21 protein-coding genes and 1 tRNA gene are annotated in these 18,816 nt (G+C 74.0%); 13 read left to right on the forward strand and 9 right to left on the reverse strand.

Translation table 11 applies throughout. The features are described 5' to 3' along the window. The first annotated feature begins 7 nt into the window (after positions 1–7). Entirely contained in the window at positions 8–1,387 is a 1,380-nt protein-coding gene (locus KPL60_RS01785) for a HAMP domain-containing sensor histidine kinase (protein WP_226354867.1), read from the forward strand. Beyond that, the gene (locus KPL60_RS01790) at positions 1,384–1,572 is read left to right on the forward strand and encodes a hypothetical protein (protein ID WP_226364674.1); all 189 of its coding nucleotides are present in this window, start codon (positions 1,384–1,386) and stop codon (positions 1,570–1,572) included. Before KPL60_RS01785 ends, KPL60_RS01790 begins: the two co-directional genes overlap by 4 nt. Here the strand turns inward: KPL60_RS01790 and KPL60_RS01795 are convergent. Then, on the reverse strand, positions 1,532–1,885 hold the full coding sequence (locus KPL60_RS01795) for a TraR/DksA C4-type zinc finger protein (protein ID WP_226364675.1): 354 nt from the start codon (positions 1,883–1,885) through the stop codon (positions 1,532–1,534). The two genes, KPL60_RS01790 and KPL60_RS01795, sit on opposite strands and share 41 nt — an antisense overlap. 32 nt (positions 1,886–1,917) lie before the next feature. Between KPL60_RS01795 and KPL60_RS01800 the strand changes: the two genes are divergently transcribed. Continuing rightward, positions 1,918–2,358 (forward strand): NUDIX domain-containing protein, encoded by a 441-nt coding sequence (locus KPL60_RS01800; protein ID WP_226364676.1) that lies wholly within the window; start codon positions 1,918–1,920, stop codon positions 2,356–2,358. 105 nt (positions 2,359–2,463) lie between these two features. On the opposite strand, the gene KPL60_RS34425 is transcribed toward KPL60_RS01800, so the two are convergent. Then, positions 2,464–3,420 (reverse strand): acetyltransferase, encoded by a 957-nt coding sequence (locus tag KPL60_RS34425; protein ID WP_226364677.1) that lies wholly within the window; start codon positions 3,418–3,420, stop codon positions 2,464–2,466. 74 nt (positions 3,421–3,494) lie between these two features. After that, positions 3,495–4,514 carry a YafY family protein gene (locus KPL60_RS01810; RefSeq protein ID WP_226364678.1) on the reverse strand — a complete coding sequence of 340 codons (1,020 nt, stop codon included), beginning with the start codon at positions 4,512–4,514 and terminating at the stop codon, positions 3,495–3,497. A gap of 61 nt (positions 4,515–4,575) precedes the next feature. On the opposite strand from KPL60_RS01810, the gene KPL60_RS01815 reads away from it, so the two are divergent. The 3 genes from KPL60_RS01815 (at position 4,576) to KPL60_RS01825 (ending at position 6,174) form a co-directional block, all read left to right on the forward strand. Then, positions 4,576–5,004, forward strand: a complete 429-nt coding sequence (locus tag KPL60_RS01815) for a VOC family protein (RefSeq protein WP_226364679.1) — start codon at positions 4,576–4,578, stop codon at positions 5,002–5,004. 62 nt (positions 5,005–5,066) lie between these two features. Beyond that, positions 5,067–5,456, forward strand: coding sequence for a nuclear transport factor 2 family protein (locus KPL60_RS01820; RefSeq protein ID WP_226354860.1), 390 nt, complete (start codon positions 5,067–5,069; stop codon positions 5,454–5,456). Between the two features lie 136 nt (positions 5,457–5,592). Next, positions 5,593–6,174 (forward strand): DinB family protein, encoded by a 582-nt coding sequence (locus tag KPL60_RS01825; protein WP_226354859.1) that lies wholly within the window; start codon positions 5,593–5,595, stop codon positions 6,172–6,174. Positions 6,175–6,242: 68 nt separating this feature from the next. Here the strand turns inward: KPL60_RS01825 and KPL60_RS01830 are convergent. Then, a tRNA-Lys gene (locus KPL60_RS01830) sits at positions 6,243–6,315 on the reverse strand. A gap of 339 nt (positions 6,316–6,654) precedes the next feature. On the opposite strand from KPL60_RS01830, the gene KPL60_RS01835 reads away from it, so the two are divergent. The 7 genes from KPL60_RS01835 (at position 6,655) to KPL60_RS01865 (ending at position 13,765) form a co-directional block, all read left to right on the forward strand. Then, positions 6,655–7,224 carry a superoxide dismutase gene (locus KPL60_RS01835; RefSeq protein ID WP_226364680.1) on the forward strand — a complete coding sequence of 190 codons (570 nt, stop codon included), beginning with the start codon at positions 6,655–6,657 and terminating at the stop codon, positions 7,222–7,224. Between the two features lie 108 nt (positions 7,225–7,332). Further along, positions 7,333–8,454, forward strand: coding sequence for a tRNA dihydrouridine synthase DusB (gene dusB / locus KPL60_RS01840; RefSeq protein ID WP_308016626.1), 1,122 nt, complete (start codon positions 7,333–7,335; stop codon positions 8,452–8,454). Between the two features lie 153 nt (positions 8,455–8,607). Continuing rightward, positions 8,608–9,495, forward strand: coding sequence for a GGDEF domain-containing protein (locus tag KPL60_RS01845; protein ID WP_226364682.1), 888 nt, complete (start codon positions 8,608–8,610; stop codon positions 9,493–9,495). 904 nt (positions 9,496–10,399) lie between these two features. After that, positions 10,400–11,977, forward strand: a complete 1,578-nt coding sequence (locus KPL60_RS01850) for an LCP family protein (protein ID WP_226364683.1) — start codon at positions 10,400–10,402, stop codon at positions 11,975–11,977. A 98-nt stretch (positions 11,978–12,075) separates the two neighbouring features. Further along, positions 12,076–12,732, forward strand: coding sequence for a phosphate signaling complex protein PhoU (phoU, locus tag KPL60_RS01855; RefSeq protein ID WP_226364684.1), 657 nt, complete (start codon positions 12,076–12,078; stop codon positions 12,730–12,732). Between the two features lie 98 nt (positions 12,733–12,830). Next, complete coding sequence (locus KPL60_RS01860) at positions 12,831–13,031, forward strand: dodecin domain-containing protein (protein WP_100879374.1); 201 nt, start codon at positions 12,831–12,833, stop codon at positions 13,029–13,031. Between the two features lie 71 nt (positions 13,032–13,102). Beyond that, entirely contained in the window at positions 13,103–13,765 is a 663-nt protein-coding gene (locus KPL60_RS01865) for a PhoU domain-containing protein (RefSeq protein WP_226364685.1), read from the forward strand. Between the two features lie 3 nt (positions 13,766–13,768). Here KPL60_RS01865 and KPL60_RS01870 read toward each other — a convergent pair whose 3' ends face one another. The 5 genes from KPL60_RS01870 to pstS form a co-directional block, all read right to left on the reverse strand. Beyond that, positions 13,769–14,506 (reverse strand): class I SAM-dependent methyltransferase, encoded by a 738-nt coding sequence (locus KPL60_RS01870; RefSeq protein ID WP_226364686.1) that lies wholly within the window; start codon positions 14,504–14,506, stop codon positions 13,769–13,771. A 113-nt stretch (positions 14,507–14,619) separates the two neighbouring features. Beyond that, entirely contained in the window at positions 14,620–15,399 is a 780-nt protein-coding gene (gene pstB / locus KPL60_RS01875; protein WP_226354852.1) for a phosphate ABC transporter ATP-binding protein PstB, read from the reverse strand. A gap of 12 nt (positions 15,400–15,411) precedes the next feature. Beyond that, positions 15,412–16,530 carry a phosphate ABC transporter permease PstA gene (pstA, locus tag KPL60_RS01880; protein WP_255655120.1) on the reverse strand — a complete coding sequence of 373 codons (1,119 nt, stop codon included), beginning with the start codon at positions 16,528–16,530 and terminating at the stop codon, positions 15,412–15,414. A 1-nt stretch (position 16,531) separates the two neighbouring features. Further along, entirely contained in the window at positions 16,532–17,476 is a 945-nt protein-coding gene (gene pstC / locus KPL60_RS01885) for a phosphate ABC transporter permease subunit PstC (RefSeq protein ID WP_226354850.1), read from the reverse strand. 118 nt (positions 17,477–17,594) lie between these two features. After that, positions 17,595–18,698 carry a phosphate ABC transporter substrate-binding protein PstS gene (pstS, locus tag KPL60_RS01890; RefSeq protein ID WP_226364687.1) on the reverse strand — a complete coding sequence of 368 codons (1,104 nt, stop codon included), beginning with the start codon at positions 18,696–18,698 and terminating at the stop codon, positions 17,595–17,597. Positions 18,699–18,816 lie beyond the last annotated feature (118 nt).

Below are 18,816 nucleotides of genomic sequence, written 5' to 3' on the forward strand. Positions count from 1 at the left end.
CGGCAGGATGCGGTCCGTGCTGGACCGACTGCCGCTGGGCCGGCTTCCGCTGCGTCACCGGGTCGGCGTCGCGTTCGCCGGGGTGTCGCTGGTGGTGACCGGGCTGTTCGCGACGGTCACCTGGAACCTCGCGTCGTACTACCTGGTGGAGCAGCGGGTGGAGAGCGCGACCCGGCAGCTCGCGGTGAACCTCCAGCTCGTCGAGCGGGCGATCGCCGACACCGCCGACGTCGGCGGCCTCGACGACCTGCTGACCGGCCTCGCGGGCACCCCGGACACCACGGTCGCGCTGCGCCGCGACGGCGCCTGGACGACCAGCGGCCGCGAGGTGGACCCCGGCCTGCTGCCGGCGGGGGTGCTGGCGCTGGCGGAGAACGGGACCGGGGCGCGGCAGCGGGTGATGGTGGCGGGGATGCCGAGCGTCGTCGTCGCGGCGCCGATGCCGGGCGGCGACGTGTTCGTCGAGGTCTTCCCGATGCAGCGGCTCGACGCCAACCTGAAGTTCCTCAGCGTCGTGCTGTTCACCGGGGTCGCGGTGAGCGCCCTGCTCGGGCTCGCGCTGGGTCAGTGGGCCGGGCGGCGCGCGCTGCTGCCGCTCACCGCCGTGACCCGGGCCGCGGCGCGGATCGCCGGGGGCGACCTGACCGCACGGTTGCCGTCGAGCACCGACGCCGAGCTCGCCCCGCTCGTCGCGACCTTCAACCGGACCGCCGACGACCTGGAGCAGCGGGTGTCGCGCGACGCCCGGTTCGCCGCGGACGTGTCGCACGAGCTGCGGTCGCCGCTGACGACGCTGGTGAACGCGACCGCGGTGCTGACCCGGCGGCGCGACGAGCTCGCGCCGACCGCGCGGGAGGCGGTCGAGCTGCTCGACGGCGAGATCCAGCGCTTCCGCCGCATGGTCCTGGACCTGCTGGAGATCTCGCGCAGCGACACCCTGCAGCGTGAGGACGGTGAGCTCGGTGCGCTGGTCCGCGGGCTCGTCGCGGTCCGCGGCGGGGAGCACGTCCCCGAGGTCGACGCCCCGGAGCCGGTGACCGTGCGGGTCGACCGCCGTCGCCTCGACCAGGTCCTGGGCAACCTCCTGGACAACGCCGACGCGCACGGCGGCGGCGCGCTGCGGATCGGCGTCGCGCCCCGGGGCCGGTACGCCCGGATCGAGGTCGACGACGCGGGCCCCGGCATCCCGCCCGAACAGCGGCTGGCGGTGTTCGAGCGGTTCGCCCGTGGCACCCTGGCCGGCAGCCGCGGCGACGGCGGCGGCACCGGTCTCGGCCTGTCCCTGGTCGCCGCGCACGTGCGCCGGCACGACGGCCGGGTGTGGGTGGAGGAACGACCCGGCGGCGGGGCCCGGGTCGTCGTCGAGCTGCCGGGGGTGGACACGTGAGGACGCGGCTGTGCACCGCCGTGCTGGGGCTGCTGCTCGTCGCCGGGTGCGGGGTGACCCTGGAGGACGAGCCGGAGCCGCTGGACCCGGCCACCGGGACGCCGTCGCCGACGCCGACCGTCACCGTGCTCCCGCCGCAACCGACTACCGGCGGCGGCGCCGGCGCGGGTCCGACGCACAGCTGATGCAGGTGTCCGCGGCGGGCAGCGCCTCCAGCCGCTCGGGGGCGATCGGACCGGCGCAGACGCTGCACCGCCCGTAGCCGCCGTCCGCCATCCGGTCGGCCGCCCGGTCGAGGTCCTCGCACTCCCGCTCCGCCGCGGCGAGCAGGCCCTGCAGCTGCGCGCGCTGCACGGCGATGGTCACGCCCTCGGGGTCGTGCTCGTCGTCGTGGCTGGTCAGGGCCTGCTGGTCGGCGAGGGCGTCCAGCTCCCGGCGCAGCGACGCCACCCACTCACGGGCGTGGGCGCGGGCGGCGGCCAGGGCGGTGGGGTCCACGGGACCAGGATGCGCCCCGGCAGACTGTCGTGGTGCCCCTGTCGCGTCCCGTGTCCGGTGTCGGTGTCGTCCTCCAGCGCGACGACGGCGCGGTCGCCGTCGGGCACCGTGTCACCGCCGGGGAGACGCCGAGCTGGTCGTTCCCGGGCGGGCACCTGGAGGGTGGGGAGCCGGTCGTCGCGGCCGCGCTGCGGGAGCTGGCGGAGGAGACCGGCGTCGTCGCCGCGACGGGGACGCTGTTCGCGGTGTGCGTCCGGCTCGACGGCGCGGGGGTGACCTTCGCGGTGCACGTGCCCGCCCCCGCCGGGGCCGAGCTGCGGGTGACCGAGCCGCACGCGATCGACGCCTGGACCTGGGCGGATCCCGACGCGCTGCCCGCCCCGGTGTTCGCCCACACCGCCGCCGTGCGCCACGCCTGGCGTTCCCCGGGCGTCGCCCTCGACGGCTGGGAGCTGCACCGGGTCGCGCATTGAGCACCCACTCCCGGCCCCGCCTCCGCGCCGTCGATCAGTACATGAGCGCTGTCCCGGGCCGGTCCGACCGCGCTCATGTACTGATCGACGTGGGTATCGGGCGGTCTACTCCCCCGCGGCCCCGGTCGCGAGCTCGACGACGATGTCCAGGTGCCCCGCGTGGCGGGCGTACTCCTGCACGACGTGCAGCAACGTCCGCTCGATCGTCCCGGGCCCGGCACCGCGCCAGCGGGCGCTCGGCAGCCCCACCGCGCCGGCCCCCACCGACTCCGCGATCTCGCGGGTGCGCCTGCCCTGCGCCGCGAGCGCGTCCGCGAGCCCGTCGGCGGTGGTACCGGGCGGGAGCTGCCACCGGCCGTCGACGTGGTCGGCCCACGGGTCCGGGAGGTCGGCGTCGACGAAGCCCCACTCCAGCCATCGGCGCTCCATGCAGCGCAGGTGGTGTAGGAGCTCGGCGGGCGACCAGCCGGTCGGGAGACGGCTGGTCGTGCGGTCGGGCCCGGGGAGCTCGGCGTACTTGGCGAGGACGCGGGCCCGGAAGAAGTCGATGTAGGTGAGCAGGAGCGCGGTCGTGGAGGGGGCCGGGTCGGTGGGCTCGGGGAGACGGGACGGGTCCCTGCGCAGGTGCAGCAGCGGGAACGGGCGCCCCCGGCCGTCGCGGTCGGACCGTCCGGTCCGGACGAACCCGTGGCGCTCGTAGAAGGCCAGCGCGGACGGGTTCTGCTCGTTCACGTCCAGCTCCACCTGCGCGAGTCCGTCGGTGGCCGTCGCCAGCAGCGCGGACCCGACGCCGAGACGGTGCGCCGACGGGTCGACGAACAGGGCCTCCACCCGGTCGCCGTGCACCCCGATCCAGCCGACCGGCGTGCCGTCGTCCCGCTGCGCGACGGTGACGGCGAGGGCGGGCAGGGCCGCCGTCCGGACCTCGTGCTCGATCTCCTCGACGTCGGCCGGGGTGAGGAACGCGTGGGTCGCCTCGACCGCGCGACGCCAGATGCGGACGAGCTCGGGGTGGTCGGCGGGGGTGGCGGCGCGGACGGTCGGGCAGTTGTCGTCGCTCACGGGGACAGGGTGGCAGGGATGTCGAGCGGGTTGCCGGTGCCGGAGTCGTGGAACCGCGCCCGTGACAACGACGGCTACTGCGGCGAGTGACCGGGCACGTCTGCTCGCGGGCCGAGGGCGTCGGCCAGCCGCTCCGCCGTCGCCCGGACCAGCTCGCGCAGCTCCTCCGGTCCCTCGACGACGAACGGAACCGGCAGCCCCGCCAGCAGCGCGGGCACCCAGTCCAGCGAGTCGGCGCGCAGGGTGACCCGCGCCCACCCCCCGGGATCCGCGAGGTCCTCGGCGAGGGCCAGCCCGGCGGGGAACATCGCGGTGACCTCGTCAGCCGTCCCCCGCACCCGCAGCACCACCTCGTGCCGCCACGGGGTGCGGGCCAGCGACTCCAGGACGTGGGCGGCGGGGTCCAGGTCGGGCGGGGCGTCGAACGAGCCGACGAGCGCCGTGGCGTCCGTGACCTGGTCCAGCCGGAAGGTCCGCAGCTCACCGACGGCGGTGTCGGTGGCGGACAGGTACCACCGCCCCCGGTGGACGACGACGCCGTGCGGATGCACCGTGCGCCGGCTGCGGTCGCCGTCGGCGCGGGTGTAGGTCAGCGCCACCGGGCGGCGCTCCGCGGTCGCCGTGGCCGCGGTGAGCAGGACCTCGGCCGCCGGGGCGCCGACCGGCCCGGACGGTGCCGTGACCTGCAGGTCTGCGAGAAGGGCATCGACCCGGTGGACCAGCGCGGCGGGCAGCACGCGGCGCAGCTTCGCGGCCGCGCCGTCCGCGGCGCCGCCACCCGCGACGTCGTCGGACACGGCCGGGGGCAGCAGCCCGGCCCGCCGGGCGGCCACGAGGCCCAGCATGACCGCGACGGCCTCCCCGTCGGTGAGCATCAGCGGCGGCATCCGGTAGCCGGGCGCGAGGCGGACGCCCCCGTGCCTGCCGCGCACCGACTCCACCGGCACACCCAGGTCCTGCAGGTGCGCCAGGTAGCGACGCAGGGTGCGTTCGTCGACGTCGAGGCGTTCGGCGAGGTCGCCGACCCGGCGCAGCCGCGGTCCCGCCTGCAGCAGCTCGAGCAGGGCCAGGACCCGGGCGGTGGGACGTGTCACACGTCCATCGTCCCCCATAACCGGGCGGATCCTGACCGGTTACCGTCCTAAGGTCCCGGCCATGACGACATCGACGACCGCGAGCCTGGTCTCCGTCCGCTTGATCACCGACGACGTGGCCGCCCTCGCCCGGTTCTACGAGCGGGTCACCGGGACACCCGCACACTGGTCCACACCGGACTTCGCCGAGGTGGCGACGCCGGCGGGCACCCTCGCCCTCGGCAGCACCCGCACGGTCGCGCTGTTCTCGGCCGGCTCGGCGCGCCCGGCGGACAACCACACGGCGATCATCGAGTTCCTCGTCGCCGACGTCGACGCCGAGTACGAGCGGCTGCGCGCCACGGTGGACGACGTCGTCCAGGAGCCGACGACCATGCCGTGGGGCAACCGGTCGCTGCTGCTGCGCGACCCCGACGGGAACCTGGTCAACCTGTTCACACCGATCGACCCGGAGGCCAGGACGACGTTCGCGGCCGACCACACGGAATGACCGCGGCCGCGCCGGGGTTCGGACCGTCCGTACCGTCACCGGACAGTGGAGGCGAGCCCGTCGTGACCGACGCGATCCTGCAGCGCAACAAGGACAACGTCCGAGCGTTCTACGACCTCATGTTCAACCGGTGCCGACCGGCCGAGGCCCTCGACCGCTACGCCGGGCAGACCTACATCCAGCACAACGTCCACGTTGCGGACGGCAAGCAGGCCTTCGTCGACTACTTCGAGCGGATGGCCGAGGAGTACCCGGGCAAGCACGTGCGGTTCGTCCGCGCGATCGCCGAGGACGACCTGGTGGTACTGCACTGCCACCAGACGTGGCCGGGCGGTGACGACTACGCTGGCATCGACATCTTCCGCGTCGACGACGACGGCAGGGTCGTCGAGCACTGGGACGTCCTGCAGGTCGTTCCCGCCACCTCGGCGAACGACAACGGCATGTTCTGACCGGGCCCCGCAGGAGTCATGTGGTCGACGGCCGGATGCAGCAGACCGCGCCGGGCGGCCGGAACCGACGCCGACGCCCTCGTCGCGCAGAGCCTCGCGCGCCGAGACTGTCAGAGCCTCCTGCAACCATCCCGCCATGGACGACCAGAAGAGCGACCTGCTCCGTTATCTCGACGAGGCTCGCGACGCCGTCGTGTGGAAGCTCGACGGGCTCGACGAGTACACCGCCCGCCGCCCCGGAACGCCCACGGGGACGAACCTGCTCGGTCTGGTCAAGCACCTGACGAGCTGCGAACTGGTGTACTTCGCCCGTACCTTCGACCGACCGTCCGCGGACCTGTCCTACCTCGACACGTTCGACGCGTGGGAGAACGAGGACATGTGGGCCGGCGCCGACGAGGACCGCGAGGAACTCGTCGCCCGCTATCGCCGGGTCTGCGCCCATTCGAACAGCATCGTCACCGAGCTGCCGCTCGACGCCCCGGGTCGGGTACCCCACTGGCCCCAGGAGCGTGCCGAGACCACGCTGCACCATGTCGTCGTCCGCATGCTCGGGGAGACGAACCGGCACGCGGGGCAGGCGGACGTCATCCGTGAGGGCTTCGACGGGGCGGCCGGGCATCGAGAGGGTTTGTCGTCGCTACCGTCCGAGGACCGCGAATGGTGGACGCAGTACGTCGGCCGGATCGAGTCGGCCGCGCGTGAGGCGTCCCGGTAGGCGCTGGGAGCGCTTGGGGTGAGTCCCGCCCGTTGGCCGTGACCTGCAGCGCGTTCACCCAGTGACTGTGGGCCCCCGGGGGATCGAACCCCGAACCCGCGGATTAAAAGTCCGCTGCTCTGCCGATTGAGCTAGAGGCCCCTGACCGCCCCCGGACACGCCGGGTGTGGCCCACCACCGGATACCCCCGGCCGGTCGCGGCGAACCAGATCTGCACTTTACCGTCTGCAACCACCGATGCCGTCGTCGCGACACCGTCACCGTGTCGGGTGTCGCAGAACGAGACACCATGGCCGGGGTGGATCCCCTGCCCCGGAAGGGATCCCGGCAGCCGTCGGACGCGGCACCGCCCCGGAGGCTCCGGGAGGCGGCTACCCAGGGCACGGAAACCGACGGTAGCCACCACACGAACCGGTGGAACGTCCCGTCGCGTCCGCTTTCGCGGTGCCCACCCCGGCGCGGGCCGTGATCATCGTTCTCATGATCCACACGCGTTCCCTCGCCTCGATCGCCCTGCTCGGAGCCACCGCGGTCGCCCTGACCGCCTGCGGTGGCGAGCAGTCGCGGACCGCGGTGACCGAGGTGACCGCGACCGTCGCCCGGGGCGGGGACGGGCCCGCGTTCACCTACGACCCGAAGCTCGTCCCGGTCGGGGCGACCGTCGCGGTCACCGACGCCGAGCAGGACGGCTCGACCGTCACCACCCTCCGGGTCACCGGGCTGCTGCCGAACCGGACCTATGGGGCGCACGCGCACGCGAAGCCCTGCACCGCGGCCTCCGGCGCCGACGCGGGCCCGCACTACCAGTTCTCCGAGGACCCGGTGACGCCGAGCGTCGACCCGTCCTACGCGAACCCGATGAACGAGATCTGGCTCGACGTCACCACCGACGCGAACGGCGCGGGCGAGTCGACCGCCACCGTCCCGTGGGTCTTCCCGGACGACCGGCGCGCGGAGTCCGTCGTCCTCCACCAGAAGCCGACCGCCACCCACGCCGGGCACGCCGGCACCGCGGGTGGACGCCCCGGCTGCATCACCGTCGGCTTCTGAGCGACGCCCAGGTCGGCGCCGTCACGCGGGCCTGGGACACTGGTGGGCGTGACCGTGTTGGACAGCGTCCGCGACGCGCGGACGGACACCCCCGCCCGCCGTGACCGCGTGCTGCCGCCGTTGCGCATCGGCCCGTTCGAGGTCGACACCCCCGTGGTGCTCGCGCCGATGGCCGGCATCACCAACCCCGGGTTCCGCCGCCTGTGCCGTGAGCAGGGCGCCGGCTACTACGTCTGCGAGATGATCACCGCCCGCGGGCTGGTCGAGAAGAACCCGCTGACGTTCCGCATGATCGCCTTCGACGCGGACGAGCACCCCCGCTCGATGCAGCTCTACGGCGTCGACCCGGTGTCGATGCAGCGGGCCGCGGAGATGATCGTCGAGCGGGACCTGGCCGACCACATCGACATGAACTTCGGCTGCCCGGTCCCGAAGGTCACCCGTCGTGGCGGCGGGGCGGCGCTGCCGTTCAAGCGGGAGCTGTTCCGCCGGATCGTGCGCGCCGCCGTCACCGGCGCCGGGGACCGCCCGGTCACGGTGAAGATGCGCATCGGCATCGACGAGGAGCACCCGACCCACCTCGAGGCCGCGCGGATCGCCGTCGACGAGGGTGCCGCCGCCGTCGCGCTGCACGCGCGCACCGCCGCCCAGCGCTACTCCGGCACCGCGGACTGGTCCGAGATCGCCCGGCTGCGCGAGGCAGTCCCGTCGCACATCCCGGTGCTGGGCAACGGCGACATCTTCTCCGCGCAGGACGCCCTGGACATGGTCGCCCGGACCGGGTGCGACGGCGTCGTGGTCGGCCGGGGCTGCCTGGGCCGCCCGTGGCTGTTCGGGGACCTCGAGGCGGCGTTCGCCGGGCGCGAGCTGCCGGCCGCGCCGAACCTCGGTCAGGTCGCCGCGACGCTGCGCCGGCACGCCGTGCTGCTCTGCGAGCACATGGGCGACCACAAGGGCATCCGCGACGTGCGCAAGCACATCGCCTGGTACCTCAAGGGCTTCCCGGTCGGCCCGGAGCTGCGGCGCAGCCTCGGGATGGTGGAGTCGATCGACCACCTCGACGAGCTGCTGTCCGGGCTGGACCCGGACGAGCCGTTCCCGGCCGACGCCGACGGGCCGCGCGGGCGCCAGGGGTCACCCGGTCGCGTCGTGCTGCCCGAGCACTGGCTCGACGACCCGGACGACCCGTCGATCCCCTTCGGGGCGGACGTGGAGCACTCCGGAGGTTGATCACGGCGACCCCGGGGCGAACACGCGTTACCCCGACCCGGGGGAACCAGGGCGCCGAACGGGTGCCGACGCCCCGTACGCCTCAAGCGTCCCGGGGGTGTCACCGATGAACAGTCCCAGCGGCCGAACGGCTCGACGACGGGGAGGTGGACCATGACCGACACCGCATGGACGGTGCGCAGGCTCGTGCGGTCCGCACGCCGTGTCGACCCGTCGCCGCCCGTTCCCGGGCCCGACACCCCGGGCGACGACGTCGCCCCCGCCTCCCCCGCGGCCCGCGCGGCCCTGCACACCGCGGCCGCCGAGCGGCTCGCCGAGCACCGTCGCTACGAGCAGGCCTACCTGCACCTGCGCGAGGCCGTCCGGCTCCTGCACGGCCTCAGCGCGCCCAGCCCGGCCGACGAGCTCGACCGGCTCCGCCGCGAGCACGCCGAGGCCCGTGAGCAGAGCCGCCGCGACAGCCTGACGGCGTCGTACAACCGCCGGTACCTCGACGAGCGGCTGATCGACCTGCTCGCCGCGGGCACGGACCTGCCGGTCTGCCTGGCACTGGCCGACATCGACCACTTCAAGCTGGTCAACGACACCCACGGGCACCCGTTCGGGGACCGGGTCCTGCAGCGGATGGTCCTGGAGCTGGGCCGGGCCCTGCCGCCCGGCGCGTTCTGCGCCCGCTACGGCGGCGAGGAGTTCGCTCTGGTGCTGCCCGGGCTGACGGCCGAGGAGGGCGTCGCGGCCTGCGAGACCGCCCGCGAGAGCGTCGCCGCGCACGACTGGAGCGACCTGCACCCGGACCTGCGGATGACGATCAGCATCGGCGTCGCCCGGTCCCGTCCCGGCGACGACGACGTCGAGGCCCTCGTCACCGAGGCCGACGTGCTCCTCTACACGGCCAAGCAGGCGGGCCGGAACGCCGTCGCCCACCGCGACGCCGACGGCCGGGTGAGCCTCGCCGGTGCGGCAGCCGGACGCAGGTCGATCCCCCAACCGGAGCAGGGCGCGTCGCGCCCCGCGCCACCCGCGTCGGCCCGGGCCGAATAAGATCCTCCGTGCGGTCCCCGCGACCGCACGATCCCGGAAGGGCGCGCTCCCCCGACGCCGCGCCCGTCACGCGCTTCCGCTCCGGCGGTCGCGACGAGGAGGCCCGGTGCAGGACGGCGACGACGAGGTGCGCCGGTCCCGGCGTACGCGTCGGCGTCCGGACGACGCGGGCCCGCCCGCGCCCCCCGCACCGCAGAGCCCTCCCGGGGCGCAGGTCCCGCCGTCCGGAGCGCACCCGTCGGGCCCGCAGGGGCGCCCCGGCGCGCACCCGTCCGGGCCGCAGCCCCGTCCCGGCTCCGGGACCCACCCGTCCGGGCCGCAGCAGCGCCCCGCCACCGGGACCCACCCCTCCGGCCCGCAGCCGCGCCCCGCGTCCGGATCCCAGCCGGCGGGGCCGCAGCCGGTGAGCGGCGCGCATCCGTCGCAGCCGCGGCCCGCCGACGCCCCGCTGCCGGGACCGGTCCCCCCGACCGGTGTGCGACGCGTGCGCGGCGGCCCCGTACCCCGCCGTCCCGGTGAGCCACCGGCGCCGCAGCGTCCGCGCCCGCGCGACGGTGACCCGTCGCGGACCACCCCGGTGCCGCCCGCGGGCGGCACCGCCCGTCCGGCGTCGCCGGGTGGCCCCGGGGCCCGGCCCGCCCGCACCCCCGGGGAGACCCCGGCGACCGCGCGCGCCGCCACCCCGGCCACCGGAACCGGCCCGGGCACCGGGGCCACCCCGGCGCCACGGGGCGGCCGTACCTCCGGGACCACACCGACCACCGCTGCCCGCCCGGCCGCGGACACCGGGGCGACTCCGGCCGCCGCAGCCCACCCGGACGCCCGGGCCCCCCGGAGCACCGGAGCCACCCGGAACACAGCGGACGCCGGGAGCACCGGAGCCGGCCGGAACGCGGGCGACGCCGTGAGCGCCGGGGCCACCCGGAGCGGTGGGACCGACGGCGACACGGAGACCGGGGCGGGCGCGGCGCCGTCGCGGCCCGCCCGCCGCGGCGCCGCGGACTCGCGCGTCACCGAGGTCTTCGACGCGCTGGTGCCGCGCCGCCGTCGTCGTCGCTACCGGGACGACCCGCCCGTCGAGGACACCACCACGGCCGAGGAGGTCGCGGAGCCGGGACCGGCCGACACCCCGCCACCGGCCCGGCTCGACCCCCGCGCCCGCGCGCTGCGGATCGGCGCCGCGGCGGCCGCGGTGCTCGTCCTGGCCACCACCGCCTTCGGGTTCTCCGGGCGCAGCGAGGTGCACGACGGCGTCCGCGACGTCGCCGCCCTCGCCCCGGACACCGACGCGATCCTCGACGCCGACGCCCAGGCGGGTGACCGCAACGTCCTGGTGCTGGGCCTGCAGGCCGACCGCGCGGGCACCGCGGAGTCCGCGCGCACCGACACGGCGGTGCTGGTCCACCAGCCCGCGGGCGGCGGCCCGGCCGTCACCCTGTCGATCCCCGCGACGCTGGAGGTGTCCCGGCCGCCGTGCCGGCGCTTCGACGCCGCCACCGGCACCTACGGCGACACCGTGCCCGCGGAGTCCCGCACCGCGTTCGCCACCGCCTACGACGTCGGCGGACCGGCCTGCAGCGTCGGCGTCGTCCAGCAGCTGACCGGCATGCCGATGAGCGGCTTCGTCGCGCTCGACCTGGCCGGGACCCCGCAGCTCGTCGACGCCGTCGGCGGGATCGAGGTCTGCACCGAGCGGCCGGTCGTGGACCCGGTGCTCGGCCCGGTCGTGGAGGGCTCGGGCACCGTGGAGCTCGACGGGCCCACCGCGGTCCGGTTCGCCTCCGCCGCGGGCACCGCGGACAGCTCCCCGGCGAACCGGGTCCGGCGCCAGCAGCGCGTGCTCGCCGCCGCGCTCGGCGACGCGCTCTCGACCACCTCGCTGCTGACCCCGGGTGCGCCGGGCCGCTCCGCGGCCGGGGTGTCGTCGGCGCTGTCGGCGGACGGCGTCGACGCCGGCGAGATCCTCACCCTCGCCCGCGGGCTCGCCCGGTCCGGCGCCGCGGGCGACGCCGACACCCCGGTGTTCCTGTCCGTCCCGGTCACCGAGACCCCGAACACGCGGGGCCAGCTGGAGCTGCGCCGCTCCGAGGCACGCACCCTGTTCTCCGCGCTGCGCGAGCACGAGCCGCTGCCCGAGAGCGCGACCGCGCCGGCCTCCCGGTCCGCGGCCGCCCCGGCGCCGGGCACCGTCGTTAACCTGGTCGACGCGACCGGGCGTCCCGGTGCGGCCGACCGGATCGCCGCGGACCTGCACGAACGCGGCTACGAGATCGGCACTGTCACGCCCGGCCCGGCCGCACCCGGCGCGCAGGTCCGCTACTCCCCCGACAACACCGACGCCGCGGGCACGCTCGTGGAGGCGCTGCCCGGAGCCCGGCCCGTCCCGGACCCGACCGGGAGCCGCGTGCTGGAGCTCGTCGTCGGGGCCGGCGACGCGGCCCCGGTGCAGGCCGTCCCCTCCGACGACGCCGACTGCGGCTGAACCGCCCATATCCCCCGAACGGGGGTTGTCGTCCAGCGTTCACGGCGGGTTCACCCGCTGCGGCTGAACGTTCCCGTCCGGGGGCCTAGGCTCGGGACATGCGCGACACCTATCAGGAGCAGCTGGACGAGCTGGCCTCCGGCCTGGCGGACATGTGCGACGACGTCGCACGTGCCATGGCGCGCGCCACGACAGCGCTGCTCGAGGCCGACCTCCAGCTCGCCGAGCAGGTCATCTCCGAGAACATCAAGATCGACGACGTCCGTGCCGCCGCGGAGCACCGGGCCTTCGGCCTGCTCGCCCTGCAGGCGCCGGTCGCGACCGACCTGCGGGTCGTCGTCGCCGCGATCCACGGTGCGGGCGACATCGAGCGCATGGGCGACCTCGCCCTGCACGTCGCCCAGGCCGCCCGCCGCAGGCACCCGCAGACCGTGCTGCCCGACGAGGTGAAGTCCTACTTCGCCGAGATGGGCCGGGTCGGTGTGGAGCTCGCGGAGAAGGCCGGGCGGGTCATCCGCACCCGTGACCTGGACGCGGCGAACGAGCTCGAGGCCGACGACGACGCCGTCGACGACATCCACCAGCACATGTTCACCGTGCTGATGGACCGCAACTGGACCCACGGGGTGTCCGCCGCGGTCGACGTCGCGCTGCTCGCGCGCTTCTACGAGCGGTACGCCGACCACGCCGTCGCCGTCGCTCGCCGGATCGTGTACGTCGTCACCGGTCAGATGCCCGGTCCGCTCGCCGTCTGAGAGCGTCGTTGCCCCGTTCGACGTAGTCGATACACCCCGCTCGGCGAACGGTCGACCGATCGAGTTTGACGGTGAGACGCCGGGGGCACGTCTGCTGCATGGAACACGCGGGCTGCGTCGTCACCGAGGTCGTCGGGACCTCGGACGAGAGCGTCGAGGCTGCGATCCGGGACGGCATGAGCCGCGCCGGACACGCCCTCGAGTGGTTCGAGGTGACCGGGGTCCGGTCGACCGTCCTCGGCTCCACCGAGCGCTTCCGGGTCGGCCTGCGCGTCGGCCTGCGGGCCCGCGCCGCCTGACCCCGGCGTTCACCGAGCGTTCACCGGTCCCGGGCCGAAGCCGTCACGGACTCCGATCTAAGGTCGTCGCCATGCGCAGGGAGACGCTCGACGACAACCTGACGCAGCTCCAGTCCATGCTCGACGAGATGGGTCCGCTCGTCGCCTCCGCGTTCCGCGACGCGTCCGAGGCGCTCCTGTGCGACCGCCCCCGGCTCGCCGAGCAGGTCGTCTCCCACGACCCCGTCATCGACGGCCACCGCGACGCGATCGAGCTGCTCGCCGTCGAGACCATGAACATCCACCAGCCGATGGTCGCGCCGCTGCGCTCGGTGATCACCGCCCTGCGGTGCGCCCAGCAGCTGGAGCGGATGGGTGACCTGGCCCGGCACGTCGCCGCCACCGTCGTGCGCAACGGGGACCGTGTGGTGCTCGCCGAGCAGGCCCGCCCGCTGTTCCGCGACTACGGCGCCCGGGTCGCGGCCATGGGCGACAAGGCCGTCGAGGTGCTCCGCACCCACAACGTCGTCCTCGCCGCCGAGCTGCGCGACGACGACGACGTCGTCGACGCCCTGCACCGCGAGGTCTTCGAGCTGATGTTCGGCCCGGAGTGGACCGCGGGGGTGCCGGCCGCCGTCGACGCCGCGCTGCTGGCCCGTTTCCACGAGCGCTACGCCGACCACTGCGTGCACCTGGCCGACCACGTCGTCTACGCCGTCACCGGCGGCACCGTGGACGAGCTGCCCGCGCTCTGAGGTTCACTCCCCGGACGGCCCGGCGACGACCACGCTCGTCCCGACCCAGGGCCCGCTCCACCACATGATCGGCCCCAGACCGGTCCGGGTGACGGTCGCCGACGGCCGTCGCGCGCGGATCCGCTCGGCGTAGCGCGCGGTCCTCCCGAGGTCCGCGACGACGAGCCGGCCGTCCGGACGCAGCACCCGGCACATCTCGTCGACGGCCCGGTCGCGGTCCTCGGGCCGGGGGAGGTTGTGCACGGCGAGCGAGGACACGACGAGGTCGAACGACGCGTCCGGGAACGGGAGGTCGCGCATGTCCGCGGTGTGCAGCTCCACCCGCTCGGCCACCCCCGCGGCCTCGAGGTTCGCGCGCGTCGTCGCCGGGTCGTTGCCCGACTGGTCCCCGCGCCGCCACAGGTCGACGCCGGCCACACGGCCGCGGGGCACCCGCCGGGCCACCGCGACCGTCACCGCGCCGCGACCACAGCCGACGTCGAGCACGCGGGCGTCCTCGGCGATCGCGGCGCGGTCGAGCAGCCGCTCCCAGGCCACGAACTTGCCGCGTCGCGTGGTGTGCAGGTAGATCCCGGCGCCGAGCAGGAAGAAGGCCGCAGTGATCCGCCACCACGGCCCGAACAGGACCGCCGGCACCGCGGCGACGACGGCTCCGGCCAGGTACCCGGCCGGGACGTAGGGGGCGTCGATCCCGAAGTCGGGGCGCCTCACGGCGGACCCGTCGGCACGGTCGGTCTCCACGGTCCGATCCTGGCCCCGCGGCGAAGGACGACAACGGCATGGTGATCCGCCTCACAACGACGACGGCCCCGACCCCCTCGCGGGGCCGGGGCCGTGTCGTACGGCGGAGCCGATCAGCCGAAGCGACCGGACACGTAGTCCTCGGTCGCCTTCTGCTTCGGCTGGGAGAAGATCGTCTTGGTCTCGTCGAGCTCGACCAGCTTGCCGGGCTTGCCGGTGCCCTCGATGTTGAAGAAGCCGGTGAAGTCGCTGACCCGCGCCGCCTGCTGCATGTTGTGGGTCACGATGACGATCGTGTAGTCGTTCTTCAGCTCGTTGATCAGGTCCTCGATCGCGAGCGTGGAGATCGGGTCCAGCGCCGAGCAGGGCTCGTCCATCAGCAGGACGTCCGGGCGCACCGCGATCGCGCGGGCGATGCAGAGCCGCTGCTGCTGACCACCGGAGAGGCCCGAGCCGGGCTTGTCGAGCCGGTCCTTGACCTCGTTCCAGAGGTTGGCGCCGCGCAGCGACCGCTCCACGGTGTCGTCGAACTCGGACTTCGACGCCCGCTTGTTGTTCAGCTTCATGCCCGCGATGACGTTGTCGTAGATCGACATCGTCGGGAACGGGTTGGGCCGCTGGAAGACCATGCCGATCTGGCGGCGGACGCCGACCGGGTCGACGTTGGCGCCGTAGAGGTCCTGGCCGTCGAGCTCGAGCTTCCCCTCGACGCGGGCGCCGGGGATGTTCTCGTGCATCCGGTTGATCGACCGCAGGAAGGTCGACTTGCCGCAGCCGGACGGGCCGATGAGGGCCGTCACGGTCTTCGGCTTGATCGTCATGTTGACGCCCTCGACGGCGAGGAACGACCCGTAGTAGATGTTCAGGTCCTTGGCTTCGACACTCTTGCCCATGTCGCGGATTCCTTATCGGGTCTTCGGGGCGAAAATGCGGGAGATGATGCGGGCGACGATGTTCAGCACCATGACGACGAGCATCAGGACCAGCGCGGCGGTCCAGGCCCGGTCGAGGAACGCCTCGCGCGGGATGCCGGGAACGGCGTAGGAGTAGTAGGAGAACACCGGCAGCGTGGCCATCGGCCCCGAGAACGGGTTCAGGTTGACGCCGAGCGCCAGGCCCGTGGTGACCAGCAGCGGGGCGGTCTCACCGATGACGCGGGCGACGGCGAGCATGACGCCGGTCGCGATACCGCCGGCCGTCGTGGGGATGACGACCTTGAGGATCGTCCGCCACTTCGGCACACCGAGCGCGTACGCGGCCTCGCGCAGCTCGTTCGGGACGATCTTGAGCATCTCCTCGGTGGAGCGCACCACGATCGGGATCATGAGGACCGTCAGGGCGACCGCACCGGCGAAGCCGAACCGCACCGCCGGACCGACGAACAGCGCGAACAGCGCGAACGCGAACAGACCGGCGACGATCGACGGGATACCCGTCATGACGTCGACGAAGAACGTGATCGCCCGCGCCAGCCGCGACCGGTTGCCGTACTCGACCAGGTAGATCGCGGTCAGCACACCCACCGGGATCGACATGACCGCGGCGAGCGCCGTGATGATCAGAGTGCCCTGGATGGCGTGCAGCGCACCGCCGCCGACCCCGACGACGCCGCGCATCGAGCTGTCGAAGAACGTCGGGTCGAACCGCGCCCAGCCGTTCGACACGACCGTCCACAGCACCGACACCAGCGGGACCATCGCGAGCAGGAACGCGCCCGTGACGGTCGCCGTCACCAGCCGGTCGGCGGCCTTGCGACCGCCCTCCACCGCCCGGGACACCGCGTAGGTGGCGACCAGGTACACGACCACGGTCAGGAAGACCCACAGCCCGATGGAGAAGCCACCCGCCAGGGCCGTCACACCGGCGGCCACCACGGCCGATCCGGCGACCAGGGCCCACGGGGACCAGCTCGGGAGGGAGCCCTTGCGACGCGGCAGAGCCGTCGTCGCGGCCGGGGCCTGCAGCGTGCTTCCGGTCACGGTCGCCTCGGTGTCGGTGCGGTTTCGTTCGGTCCCGGTGGACATGTCAGTTCGCTCCCGAGAACTCGCGACGGCGCTCGACGATGTAGCGAGCGATCATGTTGACCAGCAGGGTGATCAGGAAGAGCACCAGGCCGGACGCGATGAGGACGTTGACGTCGAGGCCGGACGCCTCGGGGAACTGCAGCGCGATGTTCGCGGCGATCGTCGACGGGTTGCCGGAGCCGATCAGGTTGAACGTGATCCCGCCGGAGACCGACAGGATGATCGCCACCGCCATGGTCTCGCCGAGCGCGCGGCCGAGGCCGAGCATCGCGCCCGAGACGATCCCGGAGCGGCCGAACGGCAGCACCGCGAGCCGGATCATCTCCCAGCGGGTCGCCCCCAGGGCGAGCGCGGCCTCCTCGTGCAGCTTCGGCGCCTGGAGGAAGACCTCACGGGCGACGGCGGTGATGATCGGCAGGATCATCACGGCGAGGACGAGGCCGACGACCAGCATCGTGCGGCCGGTGGCCGACGGCGGGCCGGCGAAGAACGGCAGCCAGCCGAGGTAGGTGTTCAGCCACACCATCAGCCCGACGGTCGCCGGGGCCAGGGTGGCCATGCCCCACAGGCCGTACACGATGGACGGCACCGCGGCCAGCAGGTCGACGACGTAGCTGAGCGTCTGTGCGAGCCGGCGCGGGGCGTAGTGGCTGATGAACAGGGCGACCGCGATCGCCAGCGGCGTCGCCACGATCAGCGCGATGACCGCGCTGACGAGCGTGCCGAAGATGAGCGGCGCGATGTAGAGGGCGAGTCCGCCGTGCACCTCGGACGCAGGGGCCACGACGGCCGGGAACGCCTCGCTGACGAGGAAGGCCGCGACGCCGGCGAGGACGACGAGGATGAGGATGCCTGCGCCCTTGGCCGACCCGGCGAAGATCCGGTCCCCGAGCTGGGTCACCGGCTTCGCAGGTGCGGGCGCGGGCGAGTTTTCCGTGGTGGTCACTGTGATCCCTGGGGGTGCGGAACGCGCTGGGCAGGGGACTCGAGCGGCCGGGAACCCCGGGCGGTCACCATGATGACGACCGCCCGGGGCTCCTGGCTAGATGACATCCGACTCAGACTCAGCCCTGGGCCTTGATCTGGTCGATCACCGGGTCGATCTGTCCGCGGAGCGTGTCCGACAGCGGCGCGGAGCCCGCGTTCTGGGCGGCGGTCTGCTGGCCCTCGGACGAGACCACGTACTTCAGGAACGCCTTGGTGGTGTCGGCCTGGGCGGCGTCCGGGTACTGCGGGCACGCGAGCAGGTAGGACACCAGCACGACCGGGTAGGCACCGCCGGTGGCGGTCCGGTTGAGGTCGAAGGCGAACGAGGTGTCGCCCTGGCCCTCGACGCGCGTGGACTCCTCGAGGATCTTGGCCGCGGCCTCGGCGGTCGGCTCGACCGCCTGGTCGCCCAGCTTGACCTTGGCCTTGCCGAGGTCCTTGGCCTGGCTGGCGTCGGCGTAGCCGATGGTGCCGTCGCCGCCGCCGACGGCGGTCACGACGCCGGAGGTGCCCTGCGCGGCCTCGCCACCCTGGACCGGCCAGGTCTGCGCGGCCTTGTCGGTCCACACCGACGGGGCGGCCTTGTTCAGGAAGTCGGTGAAGTTCTGGGTGGTGCCCGACTCGTCGGAGCGGTGCACCGGGGTGACGCGGGTGGCCGGGAGCTGGACGCCCGGGTTGTCCGCGGCGATCTTCGGGTCGTTCCAGGTGGTGATCTGGCCCTTGAAGAGACCGGCGATGGTGGCCGGGGACAGGGTCAGGTCGTTGACGCCGTTCAGCTTGAAGACGACGGCGATCGGCGAGACGTAGCTCGGCACCTCGATGACCGAACCGCCACAGCGCTCGCGCGCCTTGGCCAGCTCGTCGTCCTTGAGGTAGGCGTCGGTGCCGGCGAACTGGACACCGCCCTGGATGAACTGGGTGCGGCCACCGCCCGAGCCGACCGGCTGGTAGTTGACGGTCGCACCCGGGTTGGCGCCGCCGAAGCCGGCGATCCAGGCCTGCATGGCCGCCTGCTGGGAGCTCGCGCCCGCACCGGCGATCTGGCCGGTGACGCCCGAACCCTGGGCGTCCGAGCCGCCGCCCTCGTTCGCCGCACCGCAGCCGGCGACGAACAGTGCGCAGGACGTGGCGATACCGACGGCAGCCAGGCGCGCCCGGGGCGCGCGCCGCTTGGTCTTCACTGCAGTTTCCTCCGAGTCGGCGGGAGCCGGTTGCGGGACGGCGGTCTGGGGTGACCACTCGGCCGCAGACGCTAGGAGTCGACGTTGGACGCCACCCCCACGGAAGATGAACGTGGGA

Origin of the sequence: Pseudonocardia sp. ICBG162, assembly GCF_020496225.1 — a bacterium.
GTDB lineage: Bacteria > Actinomycetota > Actinomycetes > Mycobacteriales > Pseudonocardiaceae > Pseudonocardia > Pseudonocardia alni.

Excerpts from the sequence above, each read along its gene's own strand:
- KPL60_RS01785 (WP_226354867.1), top strand. The coding sequence starts at position 8 with ATGCGGTCCGTGCTGGACCGACTGCCGCTGGGCCGGCTTCCGCTGCGT.
- KPL60_RS01815 (WP_226364679.1), top strand. The coding sequence starts at position 4,576 with ATGACGACATCGACGACCGCGAGCCTGGTCTCCGTCCGCTTGATCACC.
- KPL60_RS01825 (WP_226354859.1), top strand. The coding sequence starts at position 5,593 with ATGGACGACCAGAAGAGCGACCTGCTCCGTTATCTCGACGAGGCTCGC.
- KPL60_RS01835 (WP_226364680.1), top strand. The coding sequence starts at position 6,655 with ATGATCCACACGCGTTCCCTCGCCTCGATCGCCCTGCTCGGAGCCACC.
- KPL60_RS01845 (WP_226364682.1), top strand. The coding sequence starts at position 8,608 with ATGACCGACACCGCATGGACGGTGCGCAGGCTCGTGCGGTCCGCACGC.
- phoU (WP_226364684.1), top strand. The coding sequence starts at position 12,076 with ATGCGCGACACCTATCAGGAGCAGCTGGACGAGCTGGCCTCCGGCCTG.
- KPL60_RS01860 (WP_100879374.1), top strand. The coding sequence starts at position 12,831 with ATGGAACACGCGGGCTGCGTCGTCACCGAGGTCGTCGGGACCTCGGAC.
- KPL60_RS01865 (WP_226364685.1), top strand. The coding sequence starts at position 13,103 with ATGCGCAGGGAGACGCTCGACGACAACCTGACGCAGCTCCAGTCCATG.
- pstB (WP_226354852.1), bottom strand. The coding sequence starts at position 15,399 with ATGGGCAAGAGTGTCGAAGCCAAGGACCTGAACATCTACTACGGGTCG.
- pstA (WP_255655120.1), bottom strand. The coding sequence starts at position 16,530 with ATGTCCACCGGGACCGAACGAAACCGCACCGACACCGAGGCGACCGTG.